The organism is Arthrobacter sp. AG258 (assembly GCF_004364695.1).
Lineage (GTDB): Bacteria > Actinomycetota > Actinomycetes > Actinomycetales > Micrococcaceae > Arthrobacter.
Window position 1 is genome coordinate 86,589 of sequence record NZ_SOBI01000001.1, and the last position, 19,245, is coordinate 105,833.

Here is a 19,245-nt window from a genome sequence, read left to right on the forward strand (position 1 = left end):
TTCCTCAAAAGCAAGTGGCCCGCTTCCCTTCCGGGAGGCGGGCCACATTTAGTTGGTTTCCTAATAGCGTTGACATATCGGCGTTCCTCACCAAATGATGGCGCAATGGGGGACGCCATAACCAAGCAAACGGAAGTGCCACCAAAAACTCTGCGCCGGACAACTCCGCCGGCGGTTACGGTCCTGCTCGTCGTCATGGCGCTGGTTGCCCGTGTTCTCTTAGTTCCGTATGAAAGTGAAGATGCCGCCACTTTTCTCCTACCTTGGATGGAACAGTTTCGAGACCACGGCGTCTGGGCTCTCGGCGGGGACTTCTCGAATTACAACTTCCCGTACTTGTTCCTACTGTTCTTGGTCAGCTTCCTTCCAATTGACCCGCTCATCGCGATAAAAATTGTGTCCATCGCGGGCGATGTTTCACTCGCCTTGGCGGTGGCGGCATTGGCAAAGGAGCTCGGTCCATCACGGCTGGCACCGCGCACAGTAGCGGTGATATCGCTACTGGCGCCCACGGTGCTCGTCAACGGCGCGATGTGGGGGCAGTGCGATTCCATCTATACCGCGTTCCTTTTGTTGTCGGCACGGAGCCTGCTTCGGAACAACTACGACTGTGCCTGGTCCTTTTGGGGGGTCGCTGTCGCGTTCAAACTCCAGTCTGTGTTCTTTCTTCCAGCCCTGGCGGCAATCTCGCTACGTGGGCGCTTCAATATTCGGGGCGTGTTCATGGCTGCCTTCGTTTGGTTGGCGCTGAGCCTGCCGCCTGTGATCTTTGGGCGGTCTTGGGAAAGTACGCTCACTATCTATGTCAGACAAGCACAGGACAACCGATTGGTATCCGGGGCAGCCAACATTTTTGCTATGTTCCCAAACCTGGGCATCGCTGAAGGAAGATGGTGGGGCATCATGCTCTGCGCCGTCGCCATCGGGATCGCAGTGTTCGCCTACTGGCGTGGTGAAGACGTTTCGGAGCGTCGCCTTCTCTTATGCATCACGACGGTCGCCGCGTGCCCCCTGCTGCTGCCCCAAATGCATGACCGTTACTTCTTTGCGGCTGAAGTTATGTCGTTGCTTCTCTTGAACTGGTCACGGCTACGTATGGTTCCTTGCCTACTGGCCACCACAGGAGCGTTTGTCTATTTCTTGTACTTTGCAAAGAACAGCTACGCGTTGCCTCTTTCGATCGCCTTCCTCGTCCAAACCGTAGCCGTCATCCTCCTGTACCGGGCTCTTATGAGGCATAGCAAGAACGCATCTAGGGGCTCAGTCATTCACTAATAAGTTCCAGGGCGAGTTCTGCCCGGACAACTTGCGCCAAGTGCTCGGCGATTGACTGGGCAGTTTCCTCGTCGGCCGCCTCGACCATCACCCGGACAACGGGTTCCGTTCCGGAGGGCCGGAGGAGGACGCGGCCGGTATCGCCGAGCGCCGCTTCCGCTGCCCCCACCGCTTGGGCCAGCACGTCGTTGCTGCCAACCTTGCTGCGGTCCACACCCTTGACGTTAATGAGGACCTGCGGGAGCTTGGTCATCACGGTGGCCAACTCCTTGAGCGGCTTCCCGGTGAGGGCCACCTGTGCGGCGAGCTGCAGGCCGGTGAGGAGGCCGTCACCGGTGGTGGCGTAGTCGGAGAAGATCACGTGGCCGGACTGTTCGCCGCCGAGGTTGTAGCCGCCGTCGCGCATGCCTTCGAGGACGTAGCGGTCCCCCACTGCCGTTTCCATGATGGTGATTCCGGCATCGCGGAGTGCGAGCTTGAGACCCAGGTTGCTCATTACCGTGGCCACCAGGACGTCGTCCTTGAGCTTCCCGGACTCCTTAAGGGCCACCGCGAGGATGGCCATGATCTGATCGCCGTCCACTTCGTTGCCTTCGTGGTCAACGGCCAGGCAGCGGTCGGCGTCGCCGTCGTGGGCGATTCCCAGGTCTGCCCCGTGCTTGATCACGGCTTCCTTGAGGGGACCCAAGTGGGTGGAGCCGACGCCGTCGTTGATGTTCAGTCCGTCGGGATCGGCGCCGATGACGATGAGGCGCGCGCCGGCGTCCTTGAAAAGCTGGGGCGAGCATCCGCTGGCGGCGCCGTTGGCGCAGTCGAGGACCACCGTGAGGCCGTCCAGGCGGTGCGGCAGCGTACGCAGTAGGTGGACGATGTAGCGGTCCTCCGCGTCGGAGAAGCGCTGGATGCGGCCCACGTCGGCTCCGGTGGGCCGGACAGCTTCCTTGCCCATCTGGGCTTCAATGGCGTCTTCGACCTCGTCCGGCAGCTTTTGCCCGCCGCGGGCGAAGAACTTGATTCCGTTGTCCGGCGCCGGGTTGTGGGACGCGGAAATCATGACGCCAAAGTCCGCATCGAGGTCCGCCACCAGGTAGGCCGCCGCCGGGGTGGGCAGCACACCGGCGTCATAGACGTCGATGCCCGAGCTGGAGAGTCCGGCCTCCACTGCGGCGGCGATGAATTCGCCGCTGGCGCGCGGGTCACGTGCCAGCACCGCGCGCGGGCGGGAGCCGTTGGAGTTGCGGTCATGGCCGAGCACGACGGCGGCCGCCTGGGCCAGCTGCAGGGCCAGCTCAGCTGTCAGCAAGCCGTTGGCCAACCCCCGGACACCATCAGTTCCAAATAATCTAGACACCGGTCAAGTGTAGAGGATGGGGCGTGGGGCCCGGATTCCGGGAGGCAGCCGGAGAAGGTTGACGCTATCTTGAGCCTGGAAGACTGGCTTCTTGGATATGCTCACCGCAGCAAGCTACATCACGCGGCTTAATTGGGGGCAGGACGATGCCGGCATCTGAACTGAAGTTGCCCAGCCTGACAGGGCTTCGTTTCTTTGCGGCGCTGGCCGTGGTGCTCTACCACCTTAGGATTTACTTCTCGCCAATCGGCGACGGCCTTGCCGTATTCGGCTATGGGTTCACGGCGGTCAGCTTCTTCTTTGTGCTTTCAGGTTTCGTGCTGACGTGGTCCCAAAAAGGCGACGTGAAGGCCAGTCGCTTCTACCTCCACCGATTCGCCAGGATTTGGCCGCTTCATTTATTGACGATGCTTTTGGCCATCTGGGCCCCGGCACTGCCCACCTCCTCCGGCGCATCCGTGCTGAGTGCTCTGCCTGTCGCCACACTCACCCAAGCTTGGATTCCTGCGAGTCCATCCCTTAACGCCTTCAATGGGGTCTCTTGGTCGCTGTCCTGCGAAGCATTCTTCTACTTGCTGTTTCCGCTGTTGTTCAAGAATCTCAGGCGCAGTAGCCCCAAGTTCCTGGTCTTGTTCATTGTGCCGATCAGCGGCGTTGTTCTATTTGGGGTCTTGGCGTCAATCACGTCCGTACCGGCAGCGGATTATCTGCTGGTGCCTATGCCGCTGTTTCGACTTGGAGAATTTGTCCTTGGAGTTTGTCTTGCCCGACTAATGCAGGCCGGCTGGCGGCCAAGACTTTCTTTGCTGACGGCGCTCGCTCTGCAGGTAGTCCTGACTGCTGGCCTTTTTGCCGCGTCGTTTGTCCTGAATGCTAATGCAGGACCGATACCGGCGACACTCGCGAATTTGATCATGGTCCCCGGATTTCTGTCAGTCATAGCAGCATGTGCCAAGCAGGACATCGAAGGTAGAACCGGAATAATAGGGTCCCCAGCCTTGACCAGACTCGGACAATGGTCATTTGCTCTGTACTTGATTCACGAGGTGGTGCTCCGTGTGATCAGGCCATGGACTGAGTCCGCGTCCGTCCTGGAAGTATCTGGACTGGCCGCCTCTGTGATTGTGATATCCGTCGCCGCCGCCGGCGTGCTTCACGAGTTTGTGGAGAGGCCGCTCGAAAGGAACATCCGGTCGTGGCCGGCACGTCTCGGGTCGTTCAACAAGTACTCCACTCACGGGAGCAGGTAGTGACCGCGCCTTCAAGCTGCTCGGGCTAACGACTACTTGGATTTCAGTGATGAGTACCTGTCTTTCCTGAAAGGCCTCGCCCCGGCCCTACGAGCGCTCCTACGATCCATGCATGACACCTAGCTATGGGGGCTTGGCGCTCGAAATTGTAGTACCGGTTTTCAATGAGGAAGCCGTACTCGAACACAGCATCTCAAGACTCTCCGAATATCTCTCACAAGAAATGCCGTCGACATGGAAGATAACCATTGCCGACAATGCGAGCACCGACAGGACTCCGGCTATTGCTGCCCGGCTCAGCGAGCAACTGCCAAATGTCGAGTATCGCCGCCTCGAGGTCAAAGGGCGTGGTTTCGCGCTTCGCGATGCTTGGAGCGCTTCGGAGGCAAAGGTTCTGGCCTACCTGGACGTGGACCTTTCCACAGATCTTGCCGCACTCCCGCCGCTGGTAGCGCCCCTTTTGTCAGGGCATTCGGACATTTCCATCGGCACGAGGCTGGGTCAGAGCTCACGCGTCAGTCGCGGTCCAAAACGGGAATTTATCTCCCGCTCTTATAACTTCCTGCTCCGCCGGACGATGCAGGTCCGGTTTTCCGATGCGCAATGCGGATTCAAGGCAATACGGGCCGATGTGGCCAAGCGTTTGCTCCCGCATGTGGAAGACAACGGCTGGTTCTTTGATACTGAGTTGCTGATCATCGCAGAGCGCTCGGGGCTGCGGATCCACGAAATCCCGGTCGACTGGATTGATGACCCCGATAGTCGGGTCAACATTAAGCAAACAGCGGTGGACGATCTTCGCGGGATGGTGCGCGTCGCCGGTTCCCTGGTGAGAGGTTCGATTCCCGTCCAGGCAATTTATGCCGAGCTCGGTCGCGGGCCGATAGCCCCACCGGGCCGTCCCAGCTTTTTCGGCCAAGTGGTCAGGTTCGGGCTCGTTGGCGTATTTTCAACCATTGCATTCGCATTGTTGTATTTGGTTCTCCAAGGGCCCTTTGGCGCGCAACAGGCCAACTTCCTTGCCCTGTTGCTGACGGCCGTTGGCAACACTGCCGCGAACAGGCGGTTCACCTTCGGCATCAGCGGCCCGGCGAAACTGTTTACCCAACAATTCCAGGGGCTTGTGGTCTTCATGCTGGCGTGGGCTATCACGTCCTCGGCACTGCTGGTCCTGCATACGGTGAATTTGGACCCAGCCCCAAGCACCGAACTTTTGGTCCTCACCGCCGCCAACGTCTTCGCCACATTGCTGCGGTTCGTGCTTCTTCGCCTCTGGGTGTTCAGGGTTCGCCGCGCTGACGAGCGTTCAGCCATTCTCGCCTTCCGGCCCGTTGGACAGTCAGTTCGTTGAGCATCGACAGGGCGCACCACATCCCTGCCTCCTGTCGAGTAAGCGCATCGCCTATTTCGGCTGCAGCAAATGATAGTTAAAGAAATTTCTCTCGGCCGGGACCCAGCCATTACCACCAGGGTGGGTTCAGTCGAATTTTAAGGGGGAGACCATTGACGGCGTCACCATCTACGACCTTCAGTGCTGGCTACGGAGCAGCAGCCGGACGGTCCCTCCAAGGCCTGTTGAAGGGGCGCACTCAGGATCCAGCGTGGGAGCGGCCGATCCTGTTGCTCATTCTCGCCCTCAATGCCACTCTCTACTTCTGGAACCTCGGGATCAACGGATGGGGTAACTATTTCTACAGCGCCGCAGTCCAGTCCGGCACGCAGAACCTGGTCTCCGCCTTTTTTGGCTCTTCCGATTGGGGTAATTCCATTACCGTTGATAAGCCGCCACTTAGTTTGTGGGTCATGGAGATTTCCACCAAAATCTTCGGCTTCACTCCCATCGGAATATTGGCACCTCAAGCAATTATGGGAGTTGCATCAACACTTCTCATCTACCTCATCATTCGCCATGAATTCGCAGCAGTACCTGCACTTCTTGCCGCCACCATATTCTTTACGACTCCGATCGTGGTTCTTATGTCGCGGTACAACAACCCCGACCCCCTCATGCTTCTACTGATGCTCGTCTCGGTATATGCGGTCCAGCATGCGATCGAATCCGATCGAGTGAGATACCTGATTCTCTTAGGGGCAGCAGTTGGGTTGGCATTCATGACCAAGCAGCTTCAAGGACTCCTGGTGCTTCCGAGCGTCAGTGTTGCGTATCTGCTCTGGAGTAACGCGGGATGGACCAGGAAACTGAAACATGCCGGCATTTCAGGCTCCGTGATGGCGGTCACCGGCGGCGCCTGGATGACCGCGGTGGACTTGATACCGGCAGAGGCGCGGCCCTTCGTGGGAGGATCACATTCCAACAGTGTGTTGGAACTGACCTTGGCCTACAACGGCTTGGACCGCATAGTTGGGACCGAGGAAGATCCTGTTGCTAACCTCATACCTGCACAATTCAGGCAGGTGGATTCGGACGCAGGGCTTCTGCGGCTCCTGAATGCAAACTACGGCCAGGAAATCGGCTGGATCCTGCCTGCGGCCGTGGTCGGCACGCTACTGATATGTCTCGGATGGAAGCTGTTACCCCCCGCACGGGGTGTAAGGGCCCTCGCCTTTGTGGCCATCACCTGGTTCCTGGGAACCTACCTCGTGTTGAGTTTCATGGGCAATCAAATTCATACCTATTACACGGAGGCGCTCTCGGCACCGCTGGCCCTCACCGTAGGCGTGGCCAGTGCACTCTACATCAGGCACCGACGGCTGCTGGTTGTGAGAGTCCTGGCGGCGCTCGGCATCCTGTCAACGGCAGTGTGCTCTTGGCTTATTCTGAGCAGCGTTGTTGGCTGGCCGGAATGGATAGGCAGCGGGATCTTGCTGCTGGGGACTCTTGGAGCAGCACTGTCTGTGGTTAGGCCCCCGACCCGGTGGCTGGAGGTGTGCGCCGCAAGCATGGCGGTTGCAGCATTACTGGCGGGGCCGCTCCTAACGTCTGCGCTCAGTACAACGCTCCCCCAGAACGGTTCCAACCCCGTATCTGGTCAACTGAGCAAAAGTCCTGCCAGCATCAATCGCTTCCTCGACGACATGAAACACGGGAACCCCGCTTGGGCTTACGACGTTGCCTTTGGCCAAACCCCGAACGCTTCCATCCTCGACAAACTGGCGGCCTCAGAAACGTGCCTGTGGGCGGCTGCCACTTCAGCCTCGCAGACAGCTGCACGGCTGCAAATTGAGGCCAAGCGGCCGATCATGCCGCTCGGTGGGTTCGCTGGATCCGACCCGTCCCCGACCCTCCAAGCCTTCAAGGACAAGGTCGCTGGCGGACAAATTTGCTATTTTCTTCCCCAGGATGAGTTTCTGGCAACCCAGCCAAAGGCAAGCACCGTCGCTGAAATTACCGACTGGGTAAAAACCCACTTTCAGCTTGAGATGGTAGGCGGGCAAGGCATCTATGACTTATCAAAACCGATTTCGTGAGCCCAGGGGGCCACTGCGGACACTCGTGTAGCGGCTATTAGAGGCGCGTCCGACGATTCCCCTGAGGGAATTACCGCACGCAAAAAGCCCGCCCCACCAAAAAGGTGGGACGGGCTTCTGTGCAAGCGGATTTAGCGCTTGGAGTACTGCTGGGCCTTGCGGGCCTTCTTGAGACCGGCCTTCTTACGCTCGATGACACGGGCGTCGCGGGACAGGTAACCGGCCTTCTTCAGGGTCGGGCGGTTGTTCTCGACGTCGATCTCGTTCAGCGAACGAGCGATGCCGAGACGCAGGGCGCCTGCCTGGCCGGAGATGCCGCCACCGTGGATACGGGCGATGACGTCGTAGGCGCCTTCGAGATCAAGGATCTTGAAGGGCTCGTTGACGTCCTGCTGGTGCAGCTTGTTCGGGAAGTAGTTCGCCAGCTCGCGGCCGTTGATGGTCCACTTGCCGGAGCCGGGCACAACGCGCACGCGTGCAACGGCTTCCTTGCGGCGGCCAACAGCTGCGCCGGCAACGGTCAGGGCCGGGCGTTCCTTCTTGGGAGCAGCTTCGGAAGCTGAGCTCTCAGAGGTGTAGCTGGTCAGGTTTTCCTCGGCCTCGACGGCCTCGGTGGTCTCTTCGTTCTGAGCCACGATTCTCCTTGTATAGATAAGTTGTTTGGTGGCCAGGACTACTGGGCGACCTGGGTGATTTCGAAAGTCTTGGGCTGCTGGGCGGCGTGCGGGTGCTCAGCACCGCGGTACACCTTCAGCTTGCCCAGCTGCTGTGCAGCGAGGGAGTTCTTGGGGAGCATGCCCTTGATGGCCTTCTCAACGGCGCGGACCGGGTTGGATTCCAGCAGTTCCGCGTAGTTGACGGAGGTCAGGCCGCCCGGGTAGCCGGAGTGGCGGTATGCGCGCTTCTGCTCCAGCTTGGCGCCGGTGAGGGCAACCTTTTCAGCGTTGATGATGATGACGAAGTCGCCCATGTCCATGTGGGACGCGAAAGTGGCCTTGTGCTTGCCGCGCAGCAGGATTGCGGTCTGGCTTGCAAGACGACCAAGGACAACGTCGGTGGCGTCAATGACGTGCCACTGGCGGTTGATATCGCCGGGCTTCGGGGTGTACGTACGCACGGTGTTTGCCTCGTTCTTGTTCTGGCGTTCTTGTTTAGGTGTCGCTAGCTCGCGCACCTACTGTCTGCGCGCTACCGGAACAGAGGTGAGGGCTCCATGTAACCAGTCATCCTGAAGTTCCGAATGTGCACGTTGAGTAGTTATCCTGCAACCGGATTCTCAAGCGGGCACGCACCATCGGAATAGGACACGCACAACGACTACCTAGATTAGCGCGTCAGGTGGTTCAGGGTCAAAATGAGGTAGCGGAGGTTGGCTCGTCATGCGCCAACCCAACCAATGCAGGGGGCGCAGTGGTATCAGCAGAGGGCGGAGGGTCGGCCGGTTGGCTCCTTGTCGTTGTCATAGGCCTGCTGGGATGTTTCCTCTCCCCCACGACTGAGATCCTGATTGCGCGGACGCTGCCGCGGCTGGGTGCCCTGCCGGCGCCGCGGGTTCGGATGACGACGGCGGCCGTCACCGGCGCCGCGTGCGCCGCCTTCGTCCTGCGCTTTGGCAATATACCGGGCCTGCCGGCCCTAATCCTCCTGGCAGTGCTAGGCGTTCAACTTTCAAGGGTGGACATCGCCCTGCATTTATTGCCCAACCAGCTCGTATTTATTCTCTTAGTCGCCGGCATTGTCCTGTTGGCAGCTCCGCTGATATTTGGTCAGCAAGCTGACGATTTCATCAGAGCTCTCGTTGGCGCGGTCATTTTGTTCGCTGCCTACCTTATTTTGGCGTTGATTTCGCCTGGCGGCATCGGAATGGGCGATGTGAAGCTGGCCGCGCCCGTCGGCCTTTACCTGGGGTACCTAGGTTGGAGCCAGCTGCTCTACGGTGGCCTCCTGGGCTTTATCGTGAATGGAATCACAACAGCAGTGCTCCTCGGTGGAAAACGCCGGAATATGGCCAAGGAAGTGCCACACGGCCCCGCCATGCTTGGCGCCTTGGCCCTCACTGCCCTGCTCATCCAGTAGCACGGACTGCAGCCGAGCGACACCTTGCGCTCAGGTTGAAGCGCGCCCATCCAAGTAGTCAATGGAACAGGCTGATCGCGCCCTAGGTACCTTTCCGAGTATTCGAGTACGTCCTTTCAGCGCGCCGCCTAAAAGTCGAGTACCACTACGCATTGTTGCTCATCGGCGTAAATGACAATCTCTTCTTAGCGAAGTCCAGCCGCTAAGGATTTATGGGGGCAGCTGGAAATTCGTTGAAATAAAAATCACTTCAATTTCACCGAATTAAGGAAAATACAATGACTTCTCTTATGGTCTCGATGATGGCTTTCGTCGCCGGCGTCAAGGATCGCTTCTCTTCCGAAAAGGGCGCGACTGCCACTGAGTACTCGCTGCTCGTGGCCTTCATCGCTTTGATCATCATCGTCGGCGTCACCGCCTTTGGCGGAGCCCTCAACACCTGGTTCACCAGCCTCGGCACCAAGGTCGGCACCTGGTAGGTGGCACCCTCCCGAGTGCGCCGCGTCCTTGCAGTCCAGCAGGCGCGGCGCACTTCGTGGCAGCGGCAAAGCTTCCAAAGCTGCCAGTCAGTGATCGCCTGGGGCGACCAGCCGGCGCATCCGCGACCGAGCCAAATCAAGTTAGGAACAGAAATGACTTCATTCATGGTCTCCGTACTCGCCTTCGTGGCGGGCTGCAAGGAGCGCATCACCTCGGAGAAGGGTGCAACCGCGACAGAATACTCGCTCCTCGTGGCCTTCATCGCACTCATCATCATCATTGGCGTCACTGCCTTCGGCACGGCGCTCAACACCTGGTTTACCAGCCTGGGCACGACAGTCGGCACCTGGTAGCCAGCCCACTTTCGGTTGTGCCGCGCACCAACCGCGGCACAACCGAAAAACGCAATCAACCTCGGGGGATCCGTTGAAAAAGATCCGCAAAGCAAACACGGAACACAAGAGCCGCGGCGCAGTAGCTGTGGAGTTTGCACTGGTGGCTCCCATCCTTCTGTCCGTCGTCGTAGGAATCGTCGAGTTCGCGAACGCCTACAACGCCCAAATTTCCGTGACCCAGGCAGCCAGGGAGGCCGCTCGGACCATGGCCGTCAAGAACAGCCAGACCGATGCGAAAGCCGCAGCAGTCGCCGGTGCGCCGGGTATCGCCGGCCCATTCAGCTACACATTCTCCCCCGCGGCCTGCACACCTGACACCACGATGAAAGTAACCATTACCTACAGCGCGCCAACGATGACAGGCCTGTTTGGATCCTCAGTCGGGCTGACCGGAGTAGGAGCCATGCGATGCGGCGGATAAGTCAGAATCGTGGGAACGCCGAGCAGGGTGCTGCTGGTGTCCTGGTGGCTGTGATGATGGTGGTTCTCTTAGGTGCTGGCGCCCTCGCAGTGGACACGGGCCAGATATATGCGGAACGGGCACAGCTGCAGAATGCCGCAGATGCCGGGGCCCTGGCAGCGGTGGACCTTTGCGCAGCCTCGGGCTGCTCCCAAGCCAGCGCTGTTGCTCTTGCTTCATCACTTGCCAACAGCAACTCCTTGGACTCGCAGTCGACAGTTCAGTCAGTGGATCTTTCCGTCGCGGGCCAGGTCTCCGTGACCACCTCTACAAAGGATGGCACCACAAACGCCGGCTTCCTGACAAAGATGTTCGCCAGCGCCCTCAACGCTCCACCCGCGACGGTCGGCGCTACAGCAACGGCGAAGTGGAAGTACGTCACTAAAGGTATATCCATCCTCCCGCTGACTTTCGCCACGTGCGAATTCGCAGATGACGGGCTGCCCCACAAGATCCTCACCCAGGGTGGGGGCGCCGGCGCACAAGATTGCAACGGGCTCAACCCTTCGAATCAAATCATTCCAGGTGGGTTCGCTTGGCTGAATCCCGACAGCAGCACAGGATGCAAAGTCACCGCTGAAGTTGGGCAGTGGAGCATGACAAGCGCAGGAGCTGCCGTTCCAAACGGATGCATCGACCTCTTCAACCCGACGCTTAACCCGTCACTCGCCAACTCCACCGTCGCGCTTCCGGTCTATAAGTACACCTGCGCCGGAATGCCAGCAGCCCAGTTCGGCTCATGCAATGGATCCAGCGTTCAGTACTACATCGAAAAGTGGGCGGGCTTCAAACTCCAGGCATGGAACTTTACTGGTCAGGCCAAATATGACCCAACCAACGTCTTCACCGGGAGCCAAAAGGGCCTATACGGAACGTTCGTCGGATACTCCGCCGACCCCAACCTCTTCACCGGAGGTTCCACCACACCTAATGGCAACGTCATTGTCATCGGGCTGACCAAGTAAATAACTAAGGGGAAGAAAGTGAAAGCACGCCTACTGGGAGGCATCGCCGCGCTAGTCATCGCGATAACCGGCACCGTCCTTCTTATTACATACGTACAGAGCGCGGATGCCCGTGCCATGGCCGGAACCGAAACATCGGAAGTGTTTGTGGTTCAGTCCGCCGTTCCAGCGGGGACAGCAGTCAACGATTTGGGAGGGTCGGTAGCCAAGAAGCCGCTCCCCAAGTCAGCGCTCACCGCTGACAGCGTGACCGACCTGAACTCCCTGGGCTCGAAGGTCACAGCCGTTGCCCTGGTTCCCGGTGAGCAACTGCTGTCGAGCCGACTGGTGGAAAAGGAATCATTCCTAGGACCGTCACGAGTCGCCGTTCCCGATGGAATGCAGGAGATCTCCCTCAAGCTCCCCATCGAACGCGTAGTTGGCGGAAAGATCTCCGCCGGCGACACGGTGGGCATCTTCATCTCCCTCACCGAATCATCCACCAACGGGGCAGGGCAGACGGCTACGCAGTCTGCGGGCACCCAGCTGACCTTCCACAAAGTACTTGTCACTGCCACCCAGTTGAGCAACGGCAGCCCGGCCCAGCAGGATTCGACCCAAAAGTCGGAAGGATCCCTCAACTCCGGGAGCAATGCTCAAAGCGACGGAAACTACCTGATCACAGTCGCCCGCAACTCGGTTGACGCCGAACGCCTCGTTTACGCAGCAGAATTCGGCAAGATCTACATGTCGAAAGAGCCCACCGGGGCTACAGAAGGCACCACTGGTGTCGTGGACAAGACGAAGGTATTCCGATGAGCCGCTTTGTCCTGATCACTCCAAACACGGAGTTCGAGCGCAAAGTTCGTCTGGCCACGGCCGCCATGCCGGGGACCCTTCAATACTTCCAGGCTGACTATCTTCCCCAGGGTCCCGAGGAAGTCCTGACGCAGCTCCTCGGCGAACCTCCGGAAGTTTTTATCCTCGGGCCCGGGCTCCCGGCCGACGAGACATTGAAGTTCGCCGCGGTCATGGATCTGCAGTATCCGGAGATCAGCATGATCCTGGTGACCGACGAATCGTCCGAAGTGGCGATCCAAGCCATGCGGGCAGGCATCCGGGATCTCTTGGATCCGGCCGCAGAAGTGGACCACATCCGCATCATCGTCGAGCGGGCAAGCCTTGCCTCAGCCGGACGGCGGCGCGGCCTGTCCCCAAGCAGCTCCGAGCATCATGAGCACGCCGCGGGGGGTCGAATCATCGCCGTCATTTCCCCCAAGGGAGGGGTAGGCAAGACTACGGTGGCTACGAACCTGGCCGTGGGGCTGGGAAAGATCGCCCCCATGGGAGTGGTCATCGTGGACCTGGATCTGCAGTTCGGAGACGTCGCCAGTGGGCTGATGCTGGAACCTGACCACACAATCACGGACGCCGTTGTTGGTGCCGCGAGCCAGGACTCCATGGTCCTCAAGACGTATTTGACCGTGCACCCTGCCGGCATCTATGCCTTGTGCGCCCCAAAGAACCCGGTGGAAATGGACCGGATCACGGGAGAAAACGTCAGCCACCTGCTTAGCCAGCTGCGGCAGGAGTTCCAGTACGTCGTCGTGGATACGGCGCCGGGGCTCGGCGAACATGTACTGGCGACTCTTGACCTGGCTTCGGACGCCGTTTGGATCTGCGGCATGGATGTTCCGAGCATCCGGGGCCTTCGCTCCGGAAACCAGATTCTCTCCGAACTGAACCTCTTGCCGGAAGTCCGCCACGTGGTCCTCAACATGGCGGACCGCCGCAGCGGGCTGACGCTCCAGGATGTTGAAGCCACCATCGGGGCCCCGGTGGATGTGGTGCTCCCCCGCTCGCGGACCCTTCCGTTCTCAACCAATAAGGGGATCCCGCTCCTGCAGGATGGCAGCCGGGATCCCGCGCAAAAAGGTCTCCGACAACTGGTGAAGCGGTTCGAACCCAACTGGGAAGCAAGACCCCACAAGAAGTTGCACAGAAGGGCGGTAGTCCAGTGAACCTCTCACGCAGGCTTGAAAAGGCACGCGGCACCGAGCCGAGCTTGGCAGTCGTCGAAGAAAAGCATGATCCGTTCGTGTTGGCCAAGGACGCTGCTGAACCGGCCACGTTGGGCCGCATCCACGACGTCAAGACCGCCGAAACAGCGCAAGCGGCCGAAGTCATCGAGCTGAGCCCCACTGCGGCTGCGGCGAGTGGCGCGCTGAGCGCACTCAAAGAGCGCGCCAGCACGGCCCTCTACGAGCGGCTTGGTGCCCGCATCACTGACTCTTCCCTCGAAGAGAGCGAGCTCCACCAATTCGTCAAGGACGAGTTGAAGCTCGTCGTCGACGAGGAACAGGTTCCGCTGACTTCGTCCGAGCGCCAACGCCTTATCCGCGAAATCATTGATGACGTCCTTGGCCATGGTCCGATCCAGCGGTTCCTGGACGATCCGTCCGTCACCGAAGTGATGGTCAATCGTTTCGACCAGGTTTATGTGGAACGGGCCGGCAAGTTGACGTTGACAGACACCAAGTTCGCCTCCGACGACGCACTGAGGAGGGTGATCGAGCGCATCGTGTCGAAGGTTGGACGCCGCATCGACGAGTCCTCTCCTCTCGTGGATGCACGTCTCGCGGACGGATCGCGCGTTAACGCCATCATCCCGCCGCTTGCTGTCAACGGCCCCGCGCTGACTATCCGAAAGTTCGGCGGTGATGCCCTCACGGTACAAAAGCTCATTGCCTTCGGCAGCCTCTCCCCCGAGATGGCCGAATTGCTTCAAGCCTGCGTCCTGGCCAGGATGAACATCATCGTTTCCGGCGGTACAGGCACCGGCAAGACGACGCTTCTCAATGCCTTGTCTTCCTTCATTCCCGCATCGGACCGCATCGTCACGATTGAGGACGCGGTGGAACTCCAGCTTCAGCAGGACCATGTGGTGAGGCTGGAAAGCCGGCCGGCGAACATTGAAGGAAAAGGCGAGATCGCCATTCGCGACCTCGTACGAAACTCGCTCCGCATGCGGCCCGATCGCATAGTAGTCGGCGAAGTCCGCGGCGGCGAATGCCTTGACATGTTGCAGGCCATGAACACCGGCCACGACGGCTCCCTCTCCACAGTCCACGCCAATTCCCCCCGCGATGCCATAGCCCGCCTTGAGACCTTGGTATTGATGGCCGGGATGGATCTGCCGCTCCGCGCTGTACGCGAGCAGGTGGCCTCCGCGGTGAACCTTATTGTTCATATCTCCAGGCTGAGGGACGGCACCCGACGCGTGACGCACATCACCGAGGTTCAGGGCATGGAGGGCGATATCGTCACCCTCCAGGACGCGTTTATCTTCGATTTTGCTGCGGGAGTCGACTCGAACGGAAGGTTCCTTGGTAAGCCAGTGCCAACTGGTGTTCGGCCACGGTTCACGGACCGGTTCGCGGACCTTGGCATCCACGTTTCGCCGCACATCTTTGGCGCTGAAACGGGCCGAGGTAGATAGCCATGACGCCGTCTGTGCCAGTCGCCCTCTTCATGACGGGCCTGTTCCTGGTCTACACGTCGCTCGCGCTACTTTTCGTATTCGTTTGGAAGGGACGCCCAGGCGTCCCCCTTTCCAGGCGACGCCCCGAGATCGCGCAACAATCCTCCAACCTGACACGCCTGACCAATCAAGCCGTCGGCGCCCTGAACCGCGGCCTGAAGAAGCGCCCCACGTCGATTTTCAACCGCGAAAAGTTGGAGCAGGCAGGCCTTAACAAGGAGCCTGGGGATTACCTCCTGATCGCCGGAACAGTCACTTTGGTGGCAACGGTGGCGGCATTCCTCCTCGGCGGCCTCGGCATGAGCATCCTGGCCCTGGTTGTCACGCCTTTCCTCCTTTATCTGGGCCTGAACTTCCTTATCTCCCGGCGCAGAAAGGCCTTCGACGCACAGGTTCCGGACACGCTGCAAATGTTCTCCGGCGGTCTCCGGGCGGGCCACAGCCTCTTGAGGGCTATCGACGCAGCAGCGCAGGAAAATGATGGACCGATGGCGGCGGAGCTCACCCGAATCGTCAACGAAACCAGGATCGGGCGCGATTTGGGTGAATCGATGGCGGATGTCTCCCGGAGGACAGCAAGCGAGGACTTTTACTGGATAGCACAAGCCATTGAGATCCACCGCGAAGTTGGTGGGGACCTGGCAGAAGTCCTGGACCACGTGGGTGAGACCATCCGCGACCGAAACCAAGTTAAAGGCCAGGTCAGGGCACTCAGCGCAGAAGGGCGTATCTCGGCATTGGTCCTCATGGCCCTGCCGATCCTGATGTTCATCGGCCTCGTGCTGTTCAACCCAACCTACTCGCGGGTGTTTACCACGACATTCGTCGGATTCGCGATGTTGGGTGCGGCGATCATCCTCTTGTCCGTTGGCGGGCTCTGGCTCAGCCGCATCATCAAACCGAAGTACTAGGGGGATGACATGCAACCCATCGCATTAGCAGCAATATTGGCCATCGTCGTGCCGATTTCGGGCATGGTTTGGTTGTCGTTCACAGGCGACCGGGCTGCCCTGCGTCGCATCAAGGCCAACCTGGGCGGCCGTTCCGCGCAGGCATCACAGTCACTCAACATCAGCCAACAATTCTCGAGCCTGTCCAAGCGGATTACACCCCGCGGCTACGAGGGCTGGCTTGACAAACAATTGTCGGGCGCGGGTCGACCAAAACAATGGCCGCTGTCCCGGATCCTTATGATCAAGCCAATGCTGGCTTTCGGCGGCGCCCTCCTGGGCCTTCTGGTCTTCATGGGCGCACCCTCGGCCGGGAGGTTCTTCATTGCCTTTGTGATTGTCGCACTGGCCTATTTCCTTCCAGACATCCTCTTGCGGAACTTTGCCCAAAAGCGCCGGGAAGCAATCAGGTTGGAGCTCCCGAATGCCTTGGACCAAATGCTGATTTCGGTTCAGGCGGGCCTCGGATTCGAAACCGCCATGGGACGTGCCGGTGAGAATGGCAGGGGGCCTCTTGCGGATGAACTAATCAGGACTCTTCAAGACATTCAGGTAGGACGCTCCCGCAAGGAGGCGTACCTGGCCCTCTCGGAACGAGTTGACGTTCCCGCAGTGCGGACGTTCGTTCGGGCCGTGGTACAGGCCGATACCTACGGCATTGCCATCGCCGGCGTGTTGAAGGCACAGGCGAAAGACATGCGGATCAAACGCAGGCAGATGGCCGAAGAACACGCCATGAAGATGCCGGTCAAGATGCTCTTCCCGCTGATCTTCTTCATCCTGCCGACGCTCTTCATCATTTTGCTGGGGCCGGCTGTCCTTCAGATCATGGCAGTTTTCTCTTAGGGGGCAGCCATGTTGAATTGGATCCCTGGTTCTATAACCCGACGCGCCGAAGCTCTGCGTACGTTGATGATGGACCAGCGCGGAGCGACAGCCACCGAATACGGGATATTGGTCGCATTCCTTGCAATGGCTCTGGTTATCGGCATCACCGCTTTTGGCCAGGCCCTGAACCTCCACTACCAGAACCTCGCGACAACATTGAGCTCGGCTCTGGGAATCCCCTGATCCCTCCACCAACAGCGCAGCTTGCGCCCATAGTCCGGACCCCCTCGGCACCCAGAACCGAGGGGGTCCGTTTTTGTGTGTTGACGTCCCTGCATCCCACCGCCAACCGAGTAAAAGCCCAGCATTTGCGCAGGACGCAGGCAACAGGGAAAGGCTTTGCGCAGGATGTTGCAAGATCCGGTCAGGACGGCAAAACCCGTTGCTAACTTCAATTCAGTGCTGGTGCAGGGCCAGCCAATCCGTCTCGCTCAGGAGTCAAAAATGCTTTCTCTCTACACCAACCTCATGATTCGCCTTCGCAGCGAAGAGAAGGGCGCCACCGCCGTTGAATATGGCATCATGGTCGCCCTTATTGCCGTCGTCATCATCGTCGCTGTCGGACTTCTTGGCGGGTCCCTGAACACCATGTTTGAACAGGTCAAGTGCCAGGTCGGTGGCGGTACTTGGACGGCGGTTGCGCAGACGGCAACTACTTCCGCTGGCGGAACCTGCGCCCCATAATCAGGGTCCGTCTGGGCTCACGACCAAGGTGTGCTTGTGGCGGCGGCAAGGGGCCGCCGCCACTTTTGTTCCCCTCACCCGAATAACCGGAAGGCACCACCATGTCCCGAGAATCCGAGCGTGGCGCTGCTGCCGTCGAGTTCGCGATCGTGGTGCCTGTCCTCGTCATGTTGCTGCTGGGGATTATGGAGTTCAGCCGGGTTTACAACGCCCAGGCTGAGCTTTCAGCAGCGGCGCGCGAAGGCGTGCGTGTGTTGGCAGTGACCGGTAATCAAACAACGGCGCGGTCCGCAGCGAAGAACACCGCGGTTTCCTTGAAGCCGGCCTTGAAAGACACCAACATCAGCTTTGGCACACCATGCCCTTCAACGGTCAGCGCTGGAACCAGTCCCCAAGCCACGGTCACGATCACCTACTCCTTGTCCACCTTGACGGGAATAGCGGGACCATTCACGATGACCGGCAAGGGAACAATGCTATGCGGCGGCTGAAGCCGACCATGGGAAAGAACGACGGCGAGCGCGGCGCCGTGAGCGTCATCGTGGCGCTGACGCTGGTGGTCTTTCTTGGCTTTGGCGCCATGGCCGTGGACGTGGCGATGATGTACTCGGAACGAACCCAACTTCGCAACGGAGCGGATGCAGCGGCCCTTGCCATCGCCCAGAAGTGCGCCAAGAATCCCAGTGACGCGGACTGTTCCAGCACGTCGTCCCTGGCAAAAACATTGGCGAACAACAACGCCAACGATAGCCTCAGCAACCTCAAGTCCGTAGTCCTGGACAAGACCAACCGCAAGGTGACAGTTACTGTGGGTTCGCAGGAAGCAGGCCACACGGCAAACCAAGTGTCCCTCTTCTTCGCCCGCGCACTGGGTATAAATACCGCCGAGGTCAATGCCCCGGCTGCCGTCCAGTGGGGCAGTCCAACCAAGGGTTTGGCCGCCTTCCCGATCACTATTTCAATCTGCCAGGTCCGCGGACAATACGGGGTCATGCAACTCCTGCAGATGCACGGAAGCGGAGCCAACCCCGGGTGTAACTATGGGCCGTCCGGCGCCCCCGTGGAAGGCGGCTTTGGCGGTCTCAAGCAGGACCCCTCTGTATGTGGCGCCACCATCGACATCTCGAAAAGCACCGCTGGCGGTGACACCGGCAACAATCCCCCGTCCTACTGCGACAGTCTTCTGAATTCATGGGCGGCCGACATAACGGCTGGAAAGGACGTCATTGTGCTGATCCCCATCTTCAACGCAGTCACCGGTACCGGCAATAATGCCGTTTTCGGTCTCACAACCTTCGCCGCTTTCAAGGTTGCGGGCTGGAAGTTTGGGCCCACCGGCCTGCCCTACACCTTCCACAACAGGACGCCGGACGTACCGGCTGCGCTGCAATGCCGCGAACCATGCAAAGGAATCATCGGCACGTTCGTCAAATACGTGTCGCTGGCCAACGGCTACACCCTGGGCCCGGTGAATCCGGACGGCGCTACCATCGTCGCCCTCAGCAGCTAGCCCCCACCATCA

At 59.6% G+C, this 19,245-nt stretch carries 21 protein-coding genes and 1 pseudogene; 19 read left to right on the top strand and 3 right to left on the bottom strand.

Going from position 1 to position 19,245, the window contains the following annotated elements:
- The first annotated feature begins 105 nt into the window (after positions 1-105).
- On the top strand, positions 106-1,275 hold the full coding sequence (locus DFO47_RS00325) for a hypothetical protein (RefSeq protein ID WP_133830303.1): 1,170 nt from the start codon (positions 106-108) through the stop codon (positions 1,273-1,275).
- Here DFO47_RS00325 and glmM read toward each other — a convergent pair.
- Positions 1,265-2,626 (bottom strand): phosphoglucosamine mutase, encoded by a 1,362-nt coding sequence (gene glmM, locus DFO47_RS00330; RefSeq protein ID WP_133830304.1) that lies wholly within the window; start codon positions 2,624-2,626, stop codon positions 1,265-1,267. The genes DFO47_RS00325 and glmM overlap by 11 nt on opposite strands.
- 146 nt (positions 2,627-2,772) lie before the next feature.
- Here glmM and DFO47_RS00335 point away from each other — a divergent pair, with 146 nt between their 5' ends.
- The 3 genes from DFO47_RS00335 (at position 2,773) to DFO47_RS00345 (ending at position 7,305) form a co-directional block, all read left to right on the top strand.
- Complete coding sequence (locus DFO47_RS00335) at positions 2,773-3,876, top strand: acyltransferase (protein ID WP_133830305.1); 1,104 nt, start codon at positions 2,773-2,775, stop codon at positions 3,874-3,876.
- A 112-nt stretch (positions 3,877-3,988) separates the two neighbouring features.
- Entirely contained in the window at positions 3,989-5,227 is a 1,239-nt protein-coding gene (locus DFO47_RS00340) for a bifunctional glycosyltransferase family 2/GtrA family protein (protein ID WP_133830306.1), read from the top strand.
- 152 nt (positions 5,228-5,379) lie between these two features.
- Entirely contained in the window at positions 5,380-7,305 is a 1,926-nt protein-coding gene (locus tag DFO47_RS00345) for a glycosyltransferase family 39 protein (RefSeq protein ID WP_133830307.1), read from the top strand.
- A gap of 131 nt (positions 7,306-7,436) precedes the next feature.
- Here DFO47_RS00345 and rpsI read toward each other — a convergent pair whose 3' ends face one another.
- Together rpsI and rplM are read right to left on the bottom strand one after the other, a co-directional pair.
- Positions 7,437-7,940: a 30S ribosomal protein S9 gene (gene rpsI, locus DFO47_RS00350; protein ID WP_018760410.1), complete on the bottom strand. Its 504-nt coding sequence runs from the start codon at positions 7,938-7,940 to the stop codon at positions 7,437-7,439.
- A 38-nt stretch (positions 7,941-7,978) separates the two neighbouring features.
- The gene (rplM, locus tag DFO47_RS00355; RefSeq protein WP_015937805.1) at positions 7,979-8,422 is read right to left on the bottom strand and encodes a 50S ribosomal protein L13; all 444 of its coding nucleotides are present in this window, start codon (positions 8,420-8,422) and stop codon (positions 7,979-7,981) included.
- Positions 8,423-8,715: 293 nt separating this feature from the next.
- On the opposite strand from rplM, the gene DFO47_RS00360 reads away from it, so the two are divergent.
- The 15 genes and pseudogenes from DFO47_RS00360 to DFO47_RS00425 all read left to right on the top strand — a co-directional run bounded on the left by DFO47_RS00360 (position 8,716) and on the right by DFO47_RS00425 (position 19,233).
- Positions 8,716-9,381, top strand: a complete 666-nt coding sequence (locus DFO47_RS00360) for an A24 family peptidase (protein ID WP_133830308.1) — start codon at positions 8,716-8,718, stop codon at positions 9,379-9,381.
- A gap of 278 nt (positions 9,382-9,659) precedes the next feature.
- Positions 9,660-9,860, top strand: coding sequence for a Flp family type IVb pilin (locus tag DFO47_RS00365; RefSeq protein WP_026264290.1), 201 nt, complete (start codon positions 9,660-9,662; stop codon positions 9,858-9,860).
- A 153-nt stretch (positions 9,861-10,013) separates the two neighbouring features.
- Positions 10,014-10,214 (top strand): Flp family type IVb pilin, encoded by a 201-nt coding sequence (locus DFO47_RS00370; protein WP_133830309.1) that lies wholly within the window; start codon positions 10,014-10,016, stop codon positions 10,212-10,214.
- Between the two features lie 127 nt (positions 10,215-10,341).
- Positions 10,342-10,677 carry a TadE family protein gene (locus tag DFO47_RS00375; protein ID WP_347876390.1) on the top strand — a complete coding sequence of 112 codons (336 nt, stop codon included), beginning with the start codon at positions 10,342-10,344 and terminating at the stop codon, positions 10,675-10,677.
- A pseudogene (locus tag DFO47_RS21400) lies at positions 10,665-10,829 on the top strand (pilus assembly protein TadG-related protein); the annotation flags it as partial. The gene DFO47_RS00375 and the pseudogene DFO47_RS21400, both read left to right, overlap by 13 nt.
- Before the next feature lie 114 nt (positions 10,830-10,943).
- On the top strand, positions 10,944-11,681 hold the full coding sequence (locus DFO47_RS00380; RefSeq protein WP_243835323.1) for a hypothetical protein: 738 nt from the start codon (positions 10,944-10,946) through the stop codon (positions 11,679-11,681).
- Between the two features lie 18 nt (positions 11,682-11,699).
- A complete protein-coding gene (locus DFO47_RS00385) occupies positions 11,700-12,479 on the top strand; it encodes an RcpC/CpaB family pilus assembly protein (RefSeq protein ID WP_243835277.1) in 780 nt (259 codons plus the stop codon).
- Positions 12,476-13,681 (top strand): AAA family ATPase, encoded by a 1,206-nt coding sequence (locus tag DFO47_RS00390; RefSeq protein WP_133830312.1) that lies wholly within the window; start codon positions 12,476-12,478, stop codon positions 13,679-13,681. Before DFO47_RS00385 ends, DFO47_RS00390 begins: the two co-directional genes overlap by 4 nt.
- Positions 13,678-15,159 (top strand): CpaF family protein, encoded by a 1,482-nt coding sequence (locus DFO47_RS00395; protein ID WP_018760418.1) that lies wholly within the window; start codon positions 13,678-13,680, stop codon positions 15,157-15,159. The genes DFO47_RS00390 and DFO47_RS00395 overlap by 4 nt, the downstream gene beginning before the upstream one ends.
- 2 nt (positions 15,160-15,161) lie before the next feature.
- Positions 15,162-16,112: a type II secretion system F family protein gene (locus DFO47_RS00400; protein WP_109044373.1), complete on the top strand. Its 951-nt coding sequence runs from the start codon at positions 15,162-15,164 to the stop codon at positions 16,110-16,112.
- Positions 16,113-16,121: 9 nt separating this feature from the next.
- Positions 16,122-16,997: a type II secretion system F family protein gene (locus tag DFO47_RS00405; protein WP_133830313.1), complete on the top strand. Its 876-nt coding sequence runs from the start codon at positions 16,122-16,124 to the stop codon at positions 16,995-16,997.
- Positions 16,998-17,066: 69 nt separating this feature from the next.
- A complete protein-coding gene (locus DFO47_RS21405; RefSeq protein WP_269208826.1) occupies positions 17,067-17,222 on the top strand; it encodes a Flp family type IVb pilin in 156 nt (51 codons plus the stop codon).
- 165 nt (positions 17,223-17,387) lie between these two features.
- Positions 17,388-17,723, top strand: coding sequence for a Flp family type IVb pilin (locus DFO47_RS00415; protein WP_243835279.1), 336 nt, complete (start codon positions 17,388-17,390; stop codon positions 17,721-17,723).
- Between the two features lie 101 nt (positions 17,724-17,824).
- On the top strand, positions 17,825-18,214 hold the full coding sequence (locus tag DFO47_RS00420) for a TadE/TadG family type IV pilus assembly protein (RefSeq protein WP_081624098.1): 390 nt from the start codon (positions 17,825-17,827) through the stop codon (positions 18,212-18,214).
- Complete coding sequence (locus tag DFO47_RS00425; RefSeq protein WP_133830315.1) at positions 18,202-19,233, top strand: pilus assembly protein TadG-related protein; 1,032 nt, start codon at positions 18,202-18,204, stop codon at positions 19,231-19,233. Before DFO47_RS00420 ends, DFO47_RS00425 begins: the two co-directional genes overlap by 13 nt.
- The last annotated feature ends 12 nt before the right edge of the window (positions 19,234-19,245 follow it).